Annotated in this window: 15 protein-coding genes; 10 read left to right on the forward strand and 5 right to left on the reverse strand. The window is 63.1% G+C overall.

Annotated elements, in window-relative coordinates:
• Positions 1 to 37: 37 nt before the first annotated feature.
• Complete coding sequence (locus R4P65_RS00680) at positions 38 to 832, reverse strand: hypothetical protein (RefSeq protein WP_317825111.1); 795 nt, start codon at positions 830 to 832, stop codon at positions 38 to 40.
• Positions 833 to 898: 66 nt separating this feature from the next.
• On the opposite strand from R4P65_RS00680, the gene R4P65_RS00685 reads away from it, so the two are divergent.
• The 3 genes from R4P65_RS00685 to R4P65_RS00695 are packed head-to-tail and all read left to right on the forward strand — an operon-like array spanning position 899 to position 3,853.
• A complete protein-coding gene (locus R4P65_RS00685; RefSeq protein WP_003941975.1) occupies positions 899 to 1,849 on the forward strand; it encodes a Ppx/GppA phosphatase family protein in 951 nt (316 codons plus the stop codon).
• Entirely contained in the window at positions 1,849 to 2,961 is a 1,113-nt protein-coding gene (locus tag R4P65_RS00690) for a hypothetical protein (protein ID WP_317825112.1), read from the forward strand. Before R4P65_RS00685 ends, R4P65_RS00690 begins: the two co-directional genes overlap by 1 nt.
• A gap of 7 nt (positions 2,962 to 2,968) precedes the next feature.
• Complete coding sequence (locus tag R4P65_RS00695; protein ID WP_230816927.1) at positions 2,969 to 3,853, forward strand: sugar phosphate isomerase/epimerase family protein; 885 nt, start codon at positions 2,969 to 2,971, stop codon at positions 3,851 to 3,853.
• Here the strand turns inward: R4P65_RS00695 and R4P65_RS00700 are convergent.
• From R4P65_RS00700 to R4P65_RS00715, 4 genes are all read right to left on the reverse strand, one after another.
• Positions 3,833 to 5,266, reverse strand: coding sequence for an HAD-IB family hydrolase (locus tag R4P65_RS00700; protein ID WP_230816928.1), 1,434 nt, complete (start codon positions 5,264 to 5,266; stop codon positions 3,833 to 3,835). The genes R4P65_RS00695 and R4P65_RS00700 overlap by 21 nt on opposite strands.
• Positions 5,263 to 7,599 (reverse strand): glycerol-3-phosphate 1-O-acyltransferase, encoded by a 2,337-nt coding sequence (locus R4P65_RS00705; protein ID WP_317825113.1) that lies wholly within the window; start codon positions 7,597 to 7,599, stop codon positions 5,263 to 5,265. The genes R4P65_RS00700 and R4P65_RS00705 overlap by 4 nt, the downstream gene beginning before the upstream one ends.
• Positions 7,600 to 7,602: 3 nt before the next feature.
• Positions 7,603 to 9,069 (reverse strand): wax ester/triacylglycerol synthase domain-containing protein, encoded by a 1,467-nt coding sequence (locus R4P65_RS00710; protein WP_230816930.1) that lies wholly within the window; start codon positions 9,067 to 9,069, stop codon positions 7,603 to 7,605.
• 160 nt (positions 9,070 to 9,229) lie between these two features.
• The gene (locus R4P65_RS00715; RefSeq protein ID WP_317825114.1) at positions 9,230 to 9,853 is read right to left on the reverse strand and encodes a TetR/AcrR family transcriptional regulator; all 624 of its coding nucleotides are present in this window, start codon (positions 9,851 to 9,853) and stop codon (positions 9,230 to 9,232) included.
• Positions 9,854 to 10,003: 150 nt separating this feature from the next.
• On the opposite strand from R4P65_RS00715, the gene R4P65_RS00720 reads away from it, so the two are divergent.
• The 7 genes from R4P65_RS00720 to R4P65_RS00750 all read left to right on the forward strand — a co-directional run bounded on the left by R4P65_RS00720 (position 10,004) and on the right by R4P65_RS00750 (position 15,478).
• A complete protein-coding gene (locus R4P65_RS00720; RefSeq protein WP_317825115.1) occupies positions 10,004 to 10,672 on the forward strand; it encodes a MerR family transcriptional regulator in 669 nt (222 codons plus the stop codon).
• Entirely contained in the window at positions 10,669 to 11,514 is an 846-nt protein-coding gene (locus R4P65_RS00725; protein ID WP_317825116.1) for a thioesterase family protein, read from the forward strand. Before R4P65_RS00720 ends, R4P65_RS00725 begins: the two co-directional genes overlap by 4 nt.
• A 34-nt stretch (positions 11,515 to 11,548) precedes the next feature.
• Complete coding sequence (gene proC / locus R4P65_RS00730; protein WP_317825117.1) at positions 11,549 to 12,364, forward strand: pyrroline-5-carboxylate reductase; 816 nt, start codon at positions 11,549 to 11,551, stop codon at positions 12,362 to 12,364.
• 126 nt (positions 12,365 to 12,490) lie between these two features.
• On the forward strand, positions 12,491 to 12,727 hold the full coding sequence (locus R4P65_RS00735; protein ID WP_003941845.1) for a helix-turn-helix domain-containing protein: 237 nt from the start codon (positions 12,491 to 12,493) through the stop codon (positions 12,725 to 12,727).
• 244 nt (positions 12,728 to 12,971) lie between these two features.
• Positions 12,972 to 13,073, forward strand: a complete 102-nt coding sequence (locus R4P65_RS00740; protein WP_003402602.1) for a 30S ribosomal protein bS22 — start codon at positions 12,972 to 12,974, stop codon at positions 13,071 to 13,073.
• A 237-nt stretch (positions 13,074 to 13,310) separates the two neighbouring features.
• Entirely contained in the window at positions 13,311 to 14,444 is a 1,134-nt protein-coding gene (locus R4P65_RS00745) for an NAD-dependent epimerase/dehydratase family protein (protein WP_230816935.1), read from the forward strand.
• On the forward strand, positions 14,441 to 15,478 hold the full coding sequence (locus tag R4P65_RS00750) for a lysophospholipid acyltransferase family protein (protein ID WP_317825118.1): 1,038 nt from the start codon (positions 14,441 to 14,443) through the stop codon (positions 15,476 to 15,478). The genes R4P65_RS00745 and R4P65_RS00750 overlap by 4 nt, the downstream gene beginning before the upstream one ends.
• The last annotated feature ends 29 nt before the right edge of the window (positions 15,479 to 15,507 follow it).

Genomic DNA, 15,507 nt, shown 5'->3' on the forward strand with positions numbered 1-15,507 from the left:
GCTCACACGATCGTGTGAGCGGCTGAAATCTTTTCGTTTACGTGGAGCAGCCCTGAGCTTTGTTCTGAGCGATCGTGGTCGCCGGGTGGACCGCTATGAGGCCGAGGCCGGCGCGACGCCTGCAGAGGCGAGCCAGCTCGTCGTACGCGCGCTTTCCGAGAAGCTCCGTCAGTTCCGGCCCGTAGGACTGCCAGACTTGCCGCTCCCCGACATGAGCGTCGGGGGAGCCGGAGCAGTACCAGGCGAGGTCGTCGCCGCCCTCACCCCAGCCGCGGCGGTCGTACTCGGTGATCGTGGTCTTGAGGATCTGCACGCCGTCCGGCCGGTCGACCCAGTCCTGAGTGCGGCGGATGGGTAGCTGCCAGCACACGTCCGGCTTCACCTCGAGCGGCTCGATGCCCTTCCTCAGCGCCATCGAGTGAAACGCGCAGCCGGGACCGCCCGCAAAACCCGGCCGGTTCTGGAAAATGCACGCACCCTTGTAGCGGCGGGTGCGCAGTGCGGGCTCGTCCTCGAGGTCGTCTTCTTCGACGTAGCCCTTCTTGCCGAGACCCTTTTCCATGTACTGCCAGTCTTCGGCTGTGAGCATTTTCACTGACGCATCGAGCTTGTCCTGATCCTCCTGATCGGAGAGGAAAGCGCCGTGCGAGCAGCAGCCGTCGTCCGGGCGGTCGCCGATGATGCCCTGACACGCCGGCGTGCCGAACACGCAGGTCCAATGCGAGAGCAACCACGTCATATCAGCGGAAATGAGGTGCTCGGAGTTATCCGGATCGACAAATTCGACCCACTCGCGCGGGAAATCGAGATCGACCTCGGGGCTCGGAGTCATCTTGTGGGACCGGTCTGGGTTACCTGCTGTCACAAGGGCCGACGGTAGACCCAGTAACGTGGCGATGTGCGACTAGGGGTACTCGACGTCGGAAGCAATACCGTCCATCTATTGGTTGTGGACGCCCATCGGGGCGGCCACCCAACACCCATGAGCTCGACCAAGTCCACGTTGAGGCTGGCAGAGAACACCGACGACCGCGGCGATATCACCACGTCAGGAGCTGATCGGTTGGTGTCGACGGTCTCCGAATTCGCCGGTATCGCCAAGACGTCCGGGTGCGAGGAAATGATGGCTTTTGCCACTTCCGCCGTCCGTGACGCCAACAATTCCGAAGCCGTGCTCGCCCGCGTTCGCGCGGAAACCGGAGTCAATCTCGAGGTTCTCTCCGGGGTCGACGAAGCCCGCTTGACCTTTCTGGCCGTGCGCCGCTGGTACGGCTGGAGCGCCGGACGCATCCTGAACCTGGACATCGGCGGCGGCTCGCTCGAACTCACCGCAGGTGGTGACGAGGATCCGGACGTCGCCTTCTCACTGCAACTCGGTGCCGGACGGTTGACACGCGACTGGCTACAGGCCGATCCGCCGGGCAAGCGCAGGGTCGCTGTCTTGCGTGACTGGCTCGACGCGGAGTTGGTCGGACCAGCCAAAGAACTGCGTGCCGCAGGCGACTGGGACCGCACGGTCGGGACGTCGAAGACCTTCCGATCGTTGGCTCGGCTCACCGGCGCGGCCCCCTCGGCCGCAGGCCCCCGGGCAAAACGGACCCTGACTTCCAGCGGACTCAGGCAACTCATAGCCTTCATATCCAGGATGACTGCAGCGGACCGTGCAGAATTGGAAGGAGTGAGCTCAGATCGGTCACAGCAGATTGTGGCCGGCGCGCTCATCGCAGAGGCAACCATGCGGGCGCTCGGAGTGGACGAACTGGAAATTTGTCCCTGGGCGCTGCGTGAGGGTCTGATTCTGCGAAAGCTCGACACAGAAATGGGCGGTGAATTGGTGGTGAGTGCTTGATGACCGAAGACAGTCAGCAGATTTCCGTAGCGGAACTGCTCAAGCGGAACGGTCAGAGCGTCGAATCCCGAGGTGGACGACGTCGGCGCGGCGTTGCCGGTGGCATCTCCGTCGCCGAACTGACGGGTGAGATTCCGATCGTTCGCCAGTCGGGATCGCGCGCGGCAGCCGAGCCCGAGTCGGCTGAACCAGCGGCGTCCGAGCAGGCAACCGCAGCACCTGAAACCGCTGCACCTTCCGCGCCGGCCGAGACTGTTGCGGAAACCGCAAAGCCCACCGCGCCGGCACCGAAGGTTCCCGCCGACCGCACCGCCGCCTTCGCCGTCTCGTTCGACGATGACGACGACGATGACGACCCGCAGGCACCCAAGGCTGAATCGAAGCCGGTTGCCGCGCCGCCGGTCACCACCCCGAAGCCGCCTTCCACACCGTCGCCGGGACAGACCTCGAAGTCCTCGCCCGGACAGTGGGTGAGCCGGGCACCGCTCGGCTCCTCGTCGCCGACGCAGGTAACGCAGGAACCGGCACTGCTGTCGGGTCAGACCCTGGCAGGCGACCTGATGCGTCAGGAGCGTGCCGCAAACCAGTCGCCGTCGTTGCGTCCGCCGATCCTGCCGCCGCGTGTCCCTACTCCCGTCGTCAAGACACCTACTCCTGCTCCGGCCGCTCCGGACGACAGCACCGAACTGATCGACAAGATCGCGGACGCGGATGCCGGCGAGGCCGAATCGACCTCCGTGGTCGATCTGGTCAAGGCACCGGCAGTCGCTGACAGTGCAAAAAAGTCCAGTGCCGTCGCGGAGTCCGACGTCGAAGCCGAACCGGCAGCGGAAGAGGCAGGCGAGCGCAACTCGATCCGTGAATGGGCAGTGCTTGCCGGTCAGGTTGTTGTTGCACTGATCGTCGGCGGCGCGATGTTCAAGGGCTTCGAGAAGCTGTGGGACATGCTGCCGTGGGTGGCGTTGGTGCTCGCGCTGATCGTGATTGTCGGCTTGGTGGCCGTCGTGCGGGTTCTGCGCAAGACGGACGACATCACGAGTTTTGTGATCGCGGTGGTCGTCGGCATGATCGTGACGCTCGGTCCATTGGCGTTCTTGTTGACTTCGGGTTGATCGGACGATGATCGGGGGATCGCAGCGCATGATTCGTCGGCCGATAGCCGTCGGCTTGTCGACGGCTTCTGTGTATCCGGAGAACACGGAAGCGGCATTTCGTTACGCCGCCGATCTGGGATACGACGGTGTCGAACTGATGGTGTGGGCCGAATCCGTCAGCCAGGACGTCGGTGCTGTTGCTGCCCTCGTTCGCAAATATGCGATCCCGGTGCAGGCTGTGCATGCGCCGTGTCTGCTGATTTCGCAGCGCGTGTGGGGTTCCGATCCGGTCGAGAAACTCGAGCGTTCGGTTCGCACCGCCGAAACCTTGGGTGCCACGACGGTGGTCGTCCACCCGCCGTTCCGGTGGCAGCGCAAGTACGCCGAAGGCTTCGCCGAACAGGTTGTCGACCTCGAATCGAAGAGCAGCGTCGTCGTGGCGGTGGAGAACATGTTCCCCATGCGCGCGGACAGCTTCTTCGGCGGCAAGGACAAATCTGCGGAGCGTTTACGCAAACGGGGCGGTCCAGGCGCGGCGCTGTCGGCATTCAGTCCGTCGTACGACCCGACCGATTCCGATCACGCTCACTACACACTCGACCTGTCGCACACCGCGACGGCGGGCATGGATGCCTTGGAGTTGGCCTCGCGTATGGGTAGGGGACTCGAGCATCTGCACCTGGCCGACGGTCGTGGGGCGTCGATGGACGAGCACTTGATCCCGGGGCATGGTTCACAGCCGTGTGCGGAGTTGTGTCAGCAGTTGGCCGCGAGCGAATTCAGCGGCCAGGCCGTCATCGAGATCAACACTCAGAACGCGCGCACCCGGCGGGAGCGGTCCTCGATGCTGGCGCAGGCGCTCGCGTTTGCACGCGAGCACCTGGCACGTTCAGCGGTGGCCGGCAAGTAGCGCAGCCTCGAACTGCGTGCGCACCTTCTCCACGTGAGCGTCGAGGTCCTTGGTCTCCCAGCCTTCGGTCGAGATGGGATCGAGCACCGAGACGTAGACCGGGCCCGGATGAGCGACAAGCGAATTGCGCCACATCCTTTCGCCCGCATTGTGAATCACCACGGGCACGATCGGCACACCGGCCTGGATCGCCAAGTGGAATCCACCCTTTTTGAAAGGGCCCAGGCGTGGCGTCGGAGAACGGGTGCCCTCCGGAGCGATGACTATCGAGACGCCGTTCTTCAGCTTGTCGACCGCCGGTTGCAATGCGGCCTTCGCTTTTGTGGTGTCGGTACGGTCGATGTACGCGACGTCGAGCAATGCGCCGACCGGCATGAACCGCGGATCGCTTGCCGCTTCCTTCTTCGCGACACCGGTCACGTCACGCTTTATGACGGTGCCGAGGACCAACATGTCCAGGGAACTCTGATGATTGAACATGAACACCGCCGGGCGGTGATCCCACACGTTGTGCTCGCCGTCGATCTCGACGTCGATGCCGAGCAGCGAGAGCGAGATGTCGGGACCGTACGTTCCGACGAGGTTCGCGCCCAGTTGTCGGTTGCCGGTGACGATGCCCGCCGACGCGCCGAGGGCGGCGGTGGCAGCAAGCGCGCCCATGGCCGTCGCCGTTCGGATCGTGGAGATCGGGGTAGCGCCTCGTTGCGGTTTACGCAGGCTGACCGAAGGCCAGTGATTGCGCAACGCGATCTTGGCCAGGCCACGATCGGGATTCAACGCGACAGGTCGCCCGACGGCCTCGAGCATGAAAACATCTTCGACACCGTTGGAGTAGGCAAATGCGTTCTTCAAGTCGGCGCCCATCGTCTCGGCATATTCCGCAAGGGCATTGGCCTTGGCCGGACCCCACAGAGCGGGTGAGGACAGTTCGCCGGTCAGCATTCCGTCGACGACTTCGGGTTCGGTACACAGCACATCTTCGATGTCGAGATCTTCGGCGACGTACTTGGCCTGGAACGGAGTCGCCGACGTGGCCATCACGATCGTGTGGCCGGCGCGCCGGTGCGCTGCCAGAAGCCCGCGTGCTTCCGGGTAGATCATCGCGGCGATCTCCTGCTTGAACAACCGTCGGCCCCAGTCGTTCAGTTCCTCGACGGTACGGCCGCCCAGGGCGCGAACGCCGATGTCCATCAGTGCTCCGACATCAGCGCCACGGAACTGGGTGTCGATCGCGGCACCGGTGGTGCGCAACAATTCGCCGACGCTGATATCCAAGCGTCGCAGGCGGTCTCGGTACACGACACTGGCCGAGTAACCGCTGATCAAGGTGCCGTCGAGGTCGAAGGCGGCGATCGTTCCGGGCCCGGGAGGGGCGGCTTCGATGGCTGAGTGCAGACGCTCGAGTCCGGTCACAGTCCTACTTCCTCGTTCTCGGCGGGTGCTCGGTTTGCTTCTGGAATGGTCACTACTGCGGCGGCGTCGGGCACCGGCATGGCCACCTGATCGAGCCGTGCATGCGCGAGTGCGCGAAGGTGACGCAGGCGCTCGACCTGAACCTTGATCTCGGCAGCGAATGCCAGGCGCCGGGCCCTGACTCCGTCGTCGTCGACTTCGATCAGGTTACGGTTTCGCGCCCAATTCAGTGCAGTGGAGAACAATTCGCCGGAGACGGATTCGTTGCTGGCGATCTGCTGCCGCAGGCGACGCTGATGTGCGACGTCGATGCAGTTGCTGATGAAAGACTTCTCGTCGAACGACGTCGAAATCGGTGCAAGCACAAGCTGATCGGCGACAACCTGATATGCCTCGAGAAACGGTTGGAGCACGCGGTGCGCAAGGTACGGCCGAACCGTCTCGATCATGTGCTCAGTTCGTTTGTCGTCGGCCATGACGGTTTCCCACTCGGGGTCGATCAGGGTCAGTTCGGTCCTCATCTCCTGCTCGAACGTGTCCCGGTCGCTGAAGAAGAACTCGAATTTCAACAGATCCCGGATCCGTTTGGCCTCCGCCCACCCGTCCCCGATGGGATCCTCGAACCGTTCTTCGACGGCTGCCTGGAGTACGAGTTCGGTGATGGCACGCACGACGAGGAAGTGAATTGTGTTGTTGCGGTAGAAGGCAGCGACAAGATGCTGGTCCTTGCCGAGGTAGAAGACCTGCTCGCCGCCGCGATCGAAACGCTCGAGCACGCCGGAATCAACGTGTGTCTGCAATGCCTTCTCGATGACATGCGGATCGGACAGTTCGACGTCGCCGGCGATCGGAAGATCGCGCGCGGTGATGTACCCGAACAGCGGCGTCAGGATCGCCGTGAGTTCACGAACGGTCAACGCCCGGTCTTCGATTCCGAGGAACGCCAACATCGCCAGCGACGACACGGTCACCGGTGTGACCTCGTTGATTCGGTGACACACCTCGATTCCGGCCTTCTGAATGGCGAGACGCTGGTCGGTTTCTTGGCTGAGTGCCTCTGCGAGTGAGAGTGGTCGGCCGATGGTCACGTGCGCGACGCCGTTGCGTTTCCCCTGTGCGCGTACGTAACCCACCATCCAGCGCAGGCCTTCCGGTGTCTTCTCGGCGCCGAGAGCCTCGGCAGCCATTGCACCGACTTCGTAGAGTTGGTCGTAGCTCAGCGCGACCGGAACGAGGTACACGTCGGATGCGCCGCTCACCTGAAATGCCTTGGTCAGGTAGGTCAGGAGACCGAAGCGCGGCGGGCGCAGTTTCCCGGTGCGCCCGCGTCCACCCTCGATGTACCACTCCAGATTGAAGCGCTTGGTCAGGAGATAGCGCATGTACTCGTGCATCGACCACTTGTAGACCTCGTCGTTGCCGATGCTTCGACGAATGAAGACGGTGCCGCTGCGCTTGAGGATCGAGCCCATGGGCCAGAAGCTGATGTTGAGACCGCCCATGACGTGATTGAGCGGCAAGCCGTTCGCGATCAACGCCGGACGCAGAACGAGGGGATCGAGATACGAACGGTGACTGGGGAGGAAGACCAGTGAGTGTTCCTTGTTCAGCTCACGGAGTTCCTCGAAGCGGCTCGTGTCCACGTCGAGCTTGTACGCGCGGGCGAAGTAGCGGCCCAGACGATCCCACACCGCGATGGCTTGGCGACTTTGGGTGGCAACCATTTCTTCGAGTGCTTCACGCGCACGGCGATCGACGTCGGCGACGGCGATGTTCAACCGGTCGGCCAACGCCGTGACCTCGGTGGCGAACCGGCGGGTGTCGGTGATCTCGTCGACGACGAACCGCGACACCTTGTACTGACCACCCAGAAGGCCCAACTCGGCGCGCTCGAGCGCCAGCGCGGCCTGACGACGGATGAACTCGGGTAGCGAACCGCCACCACTTTTTTCGAGTCGACGCTCGAGATCGCTCAGTGGCGCGGGTTCACCTTCGATGACCTGGCACCGTGACGGGTCGGTGCGCAGGGTTCTGCGCTGCGCACCGCGTCCAGGGTGGAGGGGATCGCGTGGTGCCAGTGCATCGCGCAGTCGCACCGCGACGTTGTGTTTGGTACGGGTGTCCGGAATCCACACAACGCGAAGCGGCGCGAGCATCGGGTCGTCAGTCCGCGCCGCCAGTTCTGCCAGGGTCTTGTCGGTGATGTTGACGGTGACCGGCCGCGTTTCGGATGCGGTTGCCTTGTCGGCAAGCCACTTTCGCAGTACTCCGGCTTCGGCCTCTGTCATGGTTTCGGTGAGGTATACGCGCGGGTTGCTCGTGTTTTCACTCATGACTCACGCACCTTCCGTTGGAACTCCGAGAGCCACGATCTCGTCCAGGCTCTCCTGCAAGCACTGCATCAGCAAGGCGGGTTTCGTGATCGCAGCGGTGTCGAGATTGATTCCGATGCAGCACACTCCGACGTGGGAGACCAGTGTTGCCATTGCCGCGCAACCGGGCGCCGGCCCGAACGGGAACATCCGCTCGATCTTCGCGCCGGCGAGATACACCGGTACCGGTACGCCGGCGACATTGCTCGCCTGCAGATCCAGTCCAGTCGACTGGGACAGATACCAGTTCGCGAGTAGATAATTTGGTAGGCGGGCGAGGATCGGGGCAGCGACGTCGAGAGCGTCCAACGCCGGTTCCTCACGCAGACCCAGGACGATTTCTCGTACCTGCCTTATGCGTTTGGCCGGATCGGTCTCGGCGACCGGGCCGTTGAAGCGGACTGCTGCAAACCGGTTGCCGCCGTTGGCATCCGCGCCGGTTCGCATGCTGATCGGCATCCCCATCGGAATGCTGTCGACGGATTGTCCGAACGATTCGTGGTAGCGACGGAACCCGCCGAGCAGGGCAGCAACGTACGCGTCGTTGAGTGAACCGCCGGCAGCTTTCGCCCCGGCCTTGAGTGCGGGGACACCCACTTCGAGAGTTCCGAACCATCGTCCGAGACCGCGATCGTGGAGCAGAGGGGAACCGGAACGAGCTGGGGGAGTGACGATCTTGCGGAGTGAATTGGCGTACCCGAGGACCTCGGAAGCCGTGCTGAACGGACTCGAGATCGCTGTGGTCGCAACATTGGTGGCGCCGCGAACCAGCTTGGCGATACGGGAGGGCGCACGCCGGATCTCGCTGACGACCTCCTCACCGAAGGCGCCTACCGAAGACAGGTGCTCAGGAGCCGGCGGTATGCGGTCGGGCTTGTTCGGAGTGGGATCCGGGCGCCTGCTGTGCAGAAGCGTCATCATCTGGATGCCACCCATGCCGTCGGTGATGGAGTGGTGAGTCTTGACCACGAACACGGCACGTCCGTCGTCGAGACCTTCGATGAGCAGCGCGCTCCACGGCGGCCGAGCCTTGTCGAAAGGTTCCGTGGCAAGGTGACGACACATGCGCAGCGCGTGATCGAAGTCGGCCGGTGCAGGCAAGCGGACGCGTCGTAGGTGGTAGCCGATGTCGAACTCGGGATCAACCGACCACACCGGATTGCCCAGCTGCATTGCCGGTTCCACCGCGCGCATACGAATGCGCGGAACCACGTGCGATGCCCACTCGACTGCGTGGAGCAGACGGTCCCAGTCCGGGGCGCGATCGAGAACCTCTACCGCAACGATCGGTGAGCGCAGTTGCGGCTGCGCCTCTTCCATCCGCCACATTCCCGTCTCGAAGTCGGACATCGTGCGGTTCGCTCCCCAGGCGACCGCGGAAAGGTCCACGTCGACCGCGCTAGGAGGAACAAATGGATTGCTGTTGGCCATACGTCAAGAACTCCCTCGGTCTGCGGATCCACCCCGCGCATCTCTGCTTCTAAGTGTGGACCCGTGACCGTGGACGCGTCCCGGTTTCGGTGTCAGCCGGGATGTGTGACGTTCGTCAGTCTCAGGGCTAGTCGGACGTGACTGGAAATTCGACCAGCGCTCAGGCAGTGACACCGACGGCTTTCAACGCTATCTCGCGGTACAGAACACTGACTTCGCGCGGAGTCTGCGGTCCGTCGAGTCGATACCAGAGGACGACGGACTGACACATGCCCAGCAGTGCGCGGCCCGTTCCGGTGATGTCGGGGACCGTGAACTCACCGCTCTCGACGCCTGCCGTCAGTACGTCGACGAGTAGGTTCTCGAGCTTCTTTCGCTTGGCCGCGTAACTCTTTCGTTCCGCGTCCTCGAGGTATCGGAGTTCGGAATCGAGGAACGCGATGTCGGAGCGACTGGTCATGTGAAGGACGCAGGCCTCGATGAGATTGCCGAATTGCGCCGTTGGCGACGGCCCGGCAGCATCGACGGCAGCGCTCGCGCGCGCGGTGACGTTCTCGATTCCCGGTTCCATCAGTGCGACGAGGATGCCCTGTTTATTGCCGTGGTGGTAGTACAGCGTCGGCACGGTGACGCCGGCGCGTTTGGCAATGTCACGAACCGACGCTCCGTGGTAACCGAGTTCGTGGAACACCTCGAGTGCGGCGGTGAGCAGGGGAGTCAGCGCCAGTGGTTCGACGATGCGCCACTGTTCGTCGGGCTGGGCCTCCGACTGCAAGTCCGTCATTCCGCCTGTTCGCTCCGTTCGGAAATTTCTGGTGGTGTGCGCAAAGAAGGTTCAACCCTAGCGCAACCCGTGCCCTCTGTTCGGGCGTGCCACAGTCATTGGATAGCATCACTATCCAATGAACTCGGCGAGTCGACGGATGGAGGAACGGTGAAGGTTTCCGAACTGGCCGCGCAGTCCGGCGTTGCTCTCGCCACGATCAAGTACTACCTCCGTGAAAGTCTGCTGATGCCGGGTGAGCCGACCAGCGCAACGGGAGCGAGGTACGGCGAACAGCACGTCCAGCGACTCGCGTTGATCAGGGCCCTGGCCGGCGCGGGACTCGCGATCCCACGAATTCGCGCGGTGCTCGAATTGGTGGACAGTAACGAGCGATCCGAATTCGAGACTTTCGGTCGCGCGATCGCACAACTACCGCCCTACGTCGATCCGGTGCCGGATCAACAGTTTCCCAGGGCTCGCAAGGTTCTGGAGTTTCTCGGTCAGGTCTACGAGCCGAGGTACGTGGCGGTTGCTCACCTCGAGCGTGCACTGATAGGCCTCGAGGATGCCGGACTGAGCCTGTCGGACGAACGATTGCGCGCCTACGGCGAGCACATCCGAGGGATTGCCGAAGTGGAAATCGAGCTGATGCCCACCGGTACGACGAAGGAGGGCGTTCGCCACGCCGCTTCGACCGAGGACGGCATTCGCTATGCAGTCCTCGGAACCGCCATGTACGAACCCGTCCTGACAGCTTTGCGACGCTTGGCGCACCAAGACCTTGCCGCACGACATTTCCCGCAACACCGAGACAGTACCGAACAGGAAAATCGATGAGCACCAGCCCCTTTCAAGATCTCAATCGCCTCACCTCGCTCGGCGACGGGAGATACACCGCAACGATCGACCCGATCTGGACCATCGGGCCGAAGGTGCACGGTGGCTCCATGATGGCGGTGTGTGCCGCTGCCGCGCGTCAATGTCTGCGAGACGGCGCGGGCGAGAACGACTCGCTTCTGGCGATGCAGCCGCTGGCCGTGAGCGCTAACTATCTCTCCGCCCCCGACCCCGGTGAAGTCGACTTGGAAGTGACCGTCCGCAAGCAGGGACGGCAGGTCGCGTTGATCGACGTCGAATTGAGCCAGGCCGGTCGCAGCGCCGTTCGCGCGGCGGTCACGCTGGGATTCCCGGACGACGGCGACCCGACATTTGTCACAGCCTCGTCGATCGACGACATGTCACCGGAACCGCCGGAGAGTGCGGTGGCAGTCATCGGTGATCATCCGATGGCTCAGGTCGTGCACGTCGGGCAGGGCTGCGACATGCGAATCGACACCACCTCGGCGCACTTCCTGACGGGGAGCCAAGGCGAGGCCGAGGTGAGGATGTGGGTCCGCCCCCGGCCCGAAGACGAGAACGATCTCGACACCGCTGTGCTGTTCGCCATCATGGCAGGTGACATCAGCGCGCCGGTGACGATGAACCGCGGCTTGTTCGGGTGGGCGCCGACAGTGCAGTTGACGACGTACCTGCGCCGACTGCCCACGCCGGGATGGCTTCGTGTGCGAGCAAGTTCGGATGTTCTGGGCAGCACGTGGTTCGAAGAGGACCACGCAGTCCTTGATTCGACTGGAGCGGTTGTCGTACAGAGCCGTCAGCTGGCGATGATGCCCCGCTAGGGTCGATCGCTGCGGTCGTGGCAGGCTGTTCGCCATGACAAGAATTGCGATTATCGGTGGCGGCAAGATCGGCGAGGCGCTGATCTCCGGGCTGTTGCAGGCCGGCCACGCCATCAAGGATCTGGTTGTCGCCGAGCAGTATCAGCCTCGCGCGGACGAATTGATTGCCGAATACTCCATCCGTGTCAGCACGGTCGCCGATGCCGCGGAGGGTGCAGACGTCATCGTCATCGCAGTCAAGCCCAACGACGTCGAATCAGCGCTCACCGCGTTGACGAAGGTCGATCTGGACGGTGACCTCGAGCAGTTGATCGTTTCTCTCGCGGCGGGAATCCCCACCGGGTTCTTCGAAACGCGTCTGCCGGCAGGGTTCCCGGTCGTCCGCGTCATGCCGAACACCCCCATGTTGGTGGGGGAGGGCGTGAGCGTTCTGTCACCCGGACGCCACGTCAAGGCCGAGCACCTCGAACTTGTACGCGGCATCCTCGGCAGCGTCGGCAAAGTAGTCACAGTTCCCGAATCGCAGATTGACGCGGTCACGGCTGTCTCGGGTTCGGGGCCGGCCTACTTCTTCTTGGTTGCCGAAGCGATGATCGACGCGGGAGTCGGTCTCGGCCTGACGCGCCCGGTCGCTACCGAATTGGTGGTGCAGACGATGGTCGGTTCCGCAGCGATGCTCGATCGCACCGGCGACAGCGCGACGGATCTTCGCGCCGCGGTGACGTCACCGGGCGGAACGACGGCTGCGGCACTGCGTCAGCTCGAAGCAGGCGGCCTGCGGACGGCGTTCTTCGATGCCTTGGATGCCGCCAAGACACGCTCGGCCGCGATGGGTGCAGCTGCGGAATAGTCGTCCGTTTAGCCACACCCGTCGCTTTAACCCCACCAGTACAGCTAAGCTCGACTTAGTACGTACGTGTCTGTTCCGCCGGAGGGGAAGCCGGCGGCGCGAGTCGTGCTGGAGGTATGTGGATTAATGGTGTCTGCAAACAAGCCGTCCATGGGTTCGTCCCACGACGGAAAGCCGGCAGTGGCCGGCACGCAATTCCTCACTGTTGCTGAGGTAGCAACTTTGATGAGGGTGTCGAAAATGACTGTGTACCGGTTGGTGCACAGTGGCGAATTGCCCGCTGTACGAGTGGGCCGTTCGTTCCGTGTACATGCGAAGGCAGTGCACGATTACCTCGAAACCTCGTACTTCGATGCCGGCTGACCAGCCGGTTCGAGGAGGATGACCTCGGCGTGAGCTGAGTCGCGGGCACAGCGGTTGCTGTGCCGGAGGCTCGGTTTATGCCGAGTGAGTCCACACCGGTACGATGAGTCACTGTCGTACCAGCAAGCTGGTGTCGTAAGGCGCTGAGCTAGTTAAAACGAGGGCCAGGCGCCAATTGCTTGGCGCAGGCGTACGTGACCGGCGTGCGCAGGAACGCTAGAGAAGAACGTGAGGGACACCCGCTATGGGTTCAGTGATCAAGAAGCGTCGCAAGCGCATGTCGAAGAAGAAGCACCGCAAGCTGCTTCGTCGTACCCGAGTACAGCGCAGGAAACTCGGTAAATAAGCAATACCTGTTGATGCCCGCCGCCCCTCCCGGGGTGGCGGGCATCGATCTATTTCAGGGGAGGGGCGACGTATCTCAGGGGAGAGATGTGTCGGCCGTCTCATTGTCTGGGCGGTTTGTCTTGAATGGCCGAATTTTGGGTAGTCAGCGCGGGACCCCCTCTGCCCGTAAAGTGGGGGAAAATCGCGGGAGGAACGCTTCGGCAGAGCGCGTTTCTACTGGATATGGGGGTACTTGGTGGTTGAAGGTGACAACACTTCAGGGGGCACGGCGCCTCGCGTCGTACTGGTGACCGGGGCGAGCAGATTCCTCGGCGGCTACCTGATTACCAGGCTTGCGCAGAATCCGTCGATCGAGCGTGTCATCGCCGTCGACGCGGTCAGTCCGAGCAAGGACATGATGCGCAGAATGGGCCGCGCGGAATTCGTGCGAGCAGACATCCGCAATCCGCTGATCGGTAAAGTGATCCGAAACGCCGAGGTCGACACCGTCGTGCATGCGTCGACGCTTCAGAAAGCCCCCAAAGCCGGCAGCCGCGCCGCGATGAAGGACATGAACGTCATCGGCGCCATGCAACTGTTCGCGGTCTGCCAGAAAGCTCCGACGGTTCGCAAGGTGGTCCTGCGCTCGGCCTCGGTTGTCTACGGGTGCAGTGCCAAGGACCCCGCCCAGTTCACCGAAGAAATGAGTGCGCGCCGCCGGCCGCCGGGCGGATATGCCCGCGACAGTCTCGAGATCGAGGGATACCTCCGCGGGATGGGGCGTCGGCGTCCCGACATCTCGGTCGGGATTCTGCGGTTGGCGCCGCTGATCGGACCTCAACTGACGGCAACTGTCGGGCATTACGTCACCGCCCCGCTCGTGCCGACCATCGTCGGGCGCAACGCGCGTCTGCAATTGCTCCACGTCGAGGATGCCCTCGCAGCGTTGGAGAAGGCGACCATCGGACACGCCTCGGGTACGTACAACATCGCCGGCGACGGGGTGGTGATGATGTCGCAGGCGATCCGCCGGGCAGGAAGGGTCGAAGTTCCGATGCCGCTCGCGCTGTTCCGCAGTGTCGGGAGCGCGTTGGTGGGATCGTCCATGAGGCTGTACACCGACGAGCAACTCGAGTACTTCCGGTTCGGCTGCGGACTCGACACCACTCGCATGCGCAGCGAATTGGGGTTCGAGCCGCGATGGACCACCATGCAGGCACTCGACGATTTCATGCGTGCGATGCAGACCCGCCGGATCATCAAGTCCGAGTGGATCGATCGGGCAGAGAATGCGTTGAGCACCATCCTCGGCGGTGACACCGCCGAGGCAGCGGCAACTGCAGACGTGATGCACATGCCGGTGTCGGGACGAAGTGCGGTGAAGGGGTGAGTGACGTGGCAAAGGTAATTCCCTTGCGGCCCAGTGTAACTCACACCGGAAAGTCGGCAACCTCTCGGTCGCGTGAGTCCGTCACCGGCACGGAGCGTGACATCCGTGAACAAAGTGAGCGTCGGCATCCGTCCGGAGTTTCGTCGGCGGCCGACCAAGGCGGTGAGAGCACGTTCGTCGATGCGGCCAGGTCGGCGATCGTCGACCAGATCGGCTCGGCGGCAGAATTCTTCCGACGTCGGGTGTCCGGTGACTACGAGGTAGACGAGTTCGGATTCGACCCGCATTTCGCGGACAACGTCGTCATGCCGATGTTGCGGCCGTTGTTCGAGAAGTGGTTCCGCGTCGAGGTCAGCGGGATCGAGAACATTCCCCTCACCGGGGGAGCGCTGGTGGTTGCCAATCACGCCGGTGTGATCCCGCTTGACGGCCTGATGACGTCGGTTGCGGTGCACGATCATCATCCGGCGCACCGCCCGCTGCGAATGTTGGCTGCGGACATGGCTTTCGAGATGCCGGTGGTAGGCGGTCTGGCGCGCAAGGCTGGTCATACGTTGGCGTGCAACCCCGATGCCGAGCGTCTGCTCAACGAGGGGGAAGTTGCGGCGGTGTTCCCGGAAGGATTCAAGGGCATCGGGAAACCGTTCAGTGAGCGGTACAAGTTACAGCGGTTCGGGCGCGGTGGCTTCGTGTCGGCCGCAATGCGTACCGGTGTCCCGATCATTCCGTGCTCGATCGTGGGTTCGGAGGAGATCTATCCCAAAATCGGTGATCTGACCACACTCGCGCGGGTTCTCGGGTTGCCGTATTTTCCGGTGACACCACTGTTTCCGCACTTCGGGCCGCTCGGCCTGGTTCCGTTGCCGTCGAAGTGGTACATCGAGTTCGGAAAGCCCATCGTCACCGACACCTTCGAGAGCGGTGCCGCCGACGACCCGATGGTCCTGTTCGAGGTCACGGACCATGTTCGAGAAACGATTCAACAGACGCTGTATCGACTGTTGGCCAAGCGTCGCAACGTCTTTCTCGGCTGAGTGCGGTCCGGATCGCCAGTCGATTCGGA

The organism is Rhodococcus sp. IEGM 1318, assembly GCF_033142465.1.
GTDB classification, from domain to species: domain Bacteria; phylum Actinomycetota; class Actinomycetes; order Mycobacteriales; family Mycobacteriaceae; genus Rhodococcus_F; species Rhodococcus_F qingshengii_B.

What these genes read in the sequence shown, in the direction of transcription:
- R4P65_RS00680 (WP_317825111.1), bottom strand. Translation starts at nt 832, where the DNA reads ATGACTCCGAGCCCCGAGGTCGATCTCGATTTCCCGCGCGAGTGGGTC.
- R4P65_RS00690 (WP_317825112.1), top strand. Translation starts at nt 1,849, where the DNA reads ATGACCGAAGACAGTCAGCAGATTTCCGTAGCGGAACTGCTCAAGCGG.
- R4P65_RS00695 (WP_230816927.1), top strand. Translation starts at nt 2,969, where the DNA reads ATGATCGGGGGATCGCAGCGCATGATTCGTCGGCCGATAGCCGTCGGC.
- R4P65_RS00705 (WP_317825113.1), bottom strand. Translation starts at nt 7,599, where the DNA reads ATGAGTGAAAACACGAGCAACCCGCGCGTATACCTCACCGAAACCATG.
- R4P65_RS00710 (WP_230816930.1), bottom strand. Translation starts at nt 9,069, where the DNA reads ATGGCCAACAGCAATCCATTTGTTCCTCCTAGCGCGGTCGACGTGGAC.
- R4P65_RS00715 (WP_317825114.1), bottom strand. Translation starts at nt 9,853, where the DNA reads ATGACGGACTTGCAGTCGGAGGCCCAGCCCGACGAACAGTGGCGCATC.
- R4P65_RS00725 (WP_317825116.1), top strand. Translation starts at nt 10,669, where the DNA reads ATGAGCACCAGCCCCTTTCAAGATCTCAATCGCCTCACCTCGCTCGGC.
- proC (WP_317825117.1), top strand. Translation starts at nt 11,549, where the DNA reads ATGACAAGAATTGCGATTATCGGTGGCGGCAAGATCGGCGAGGCGCTG.
- R4P65_RS00735 (WP_003941845.1), top strand. Translation starts at nt 12,491, where the DNA reads ATGGTGTCTGCAAACAAGCCGTCCATGGGTTCGTCCCACGACGGAAAG.
- R4P65_RS00740 (WP_003402602.1), top strand. Translation starts at nt 12,972, where the DNA reads ATGGGTTCAGTGATCAAGAAGCGTCGCAAGCGCATGTCGAAGAAGAAG.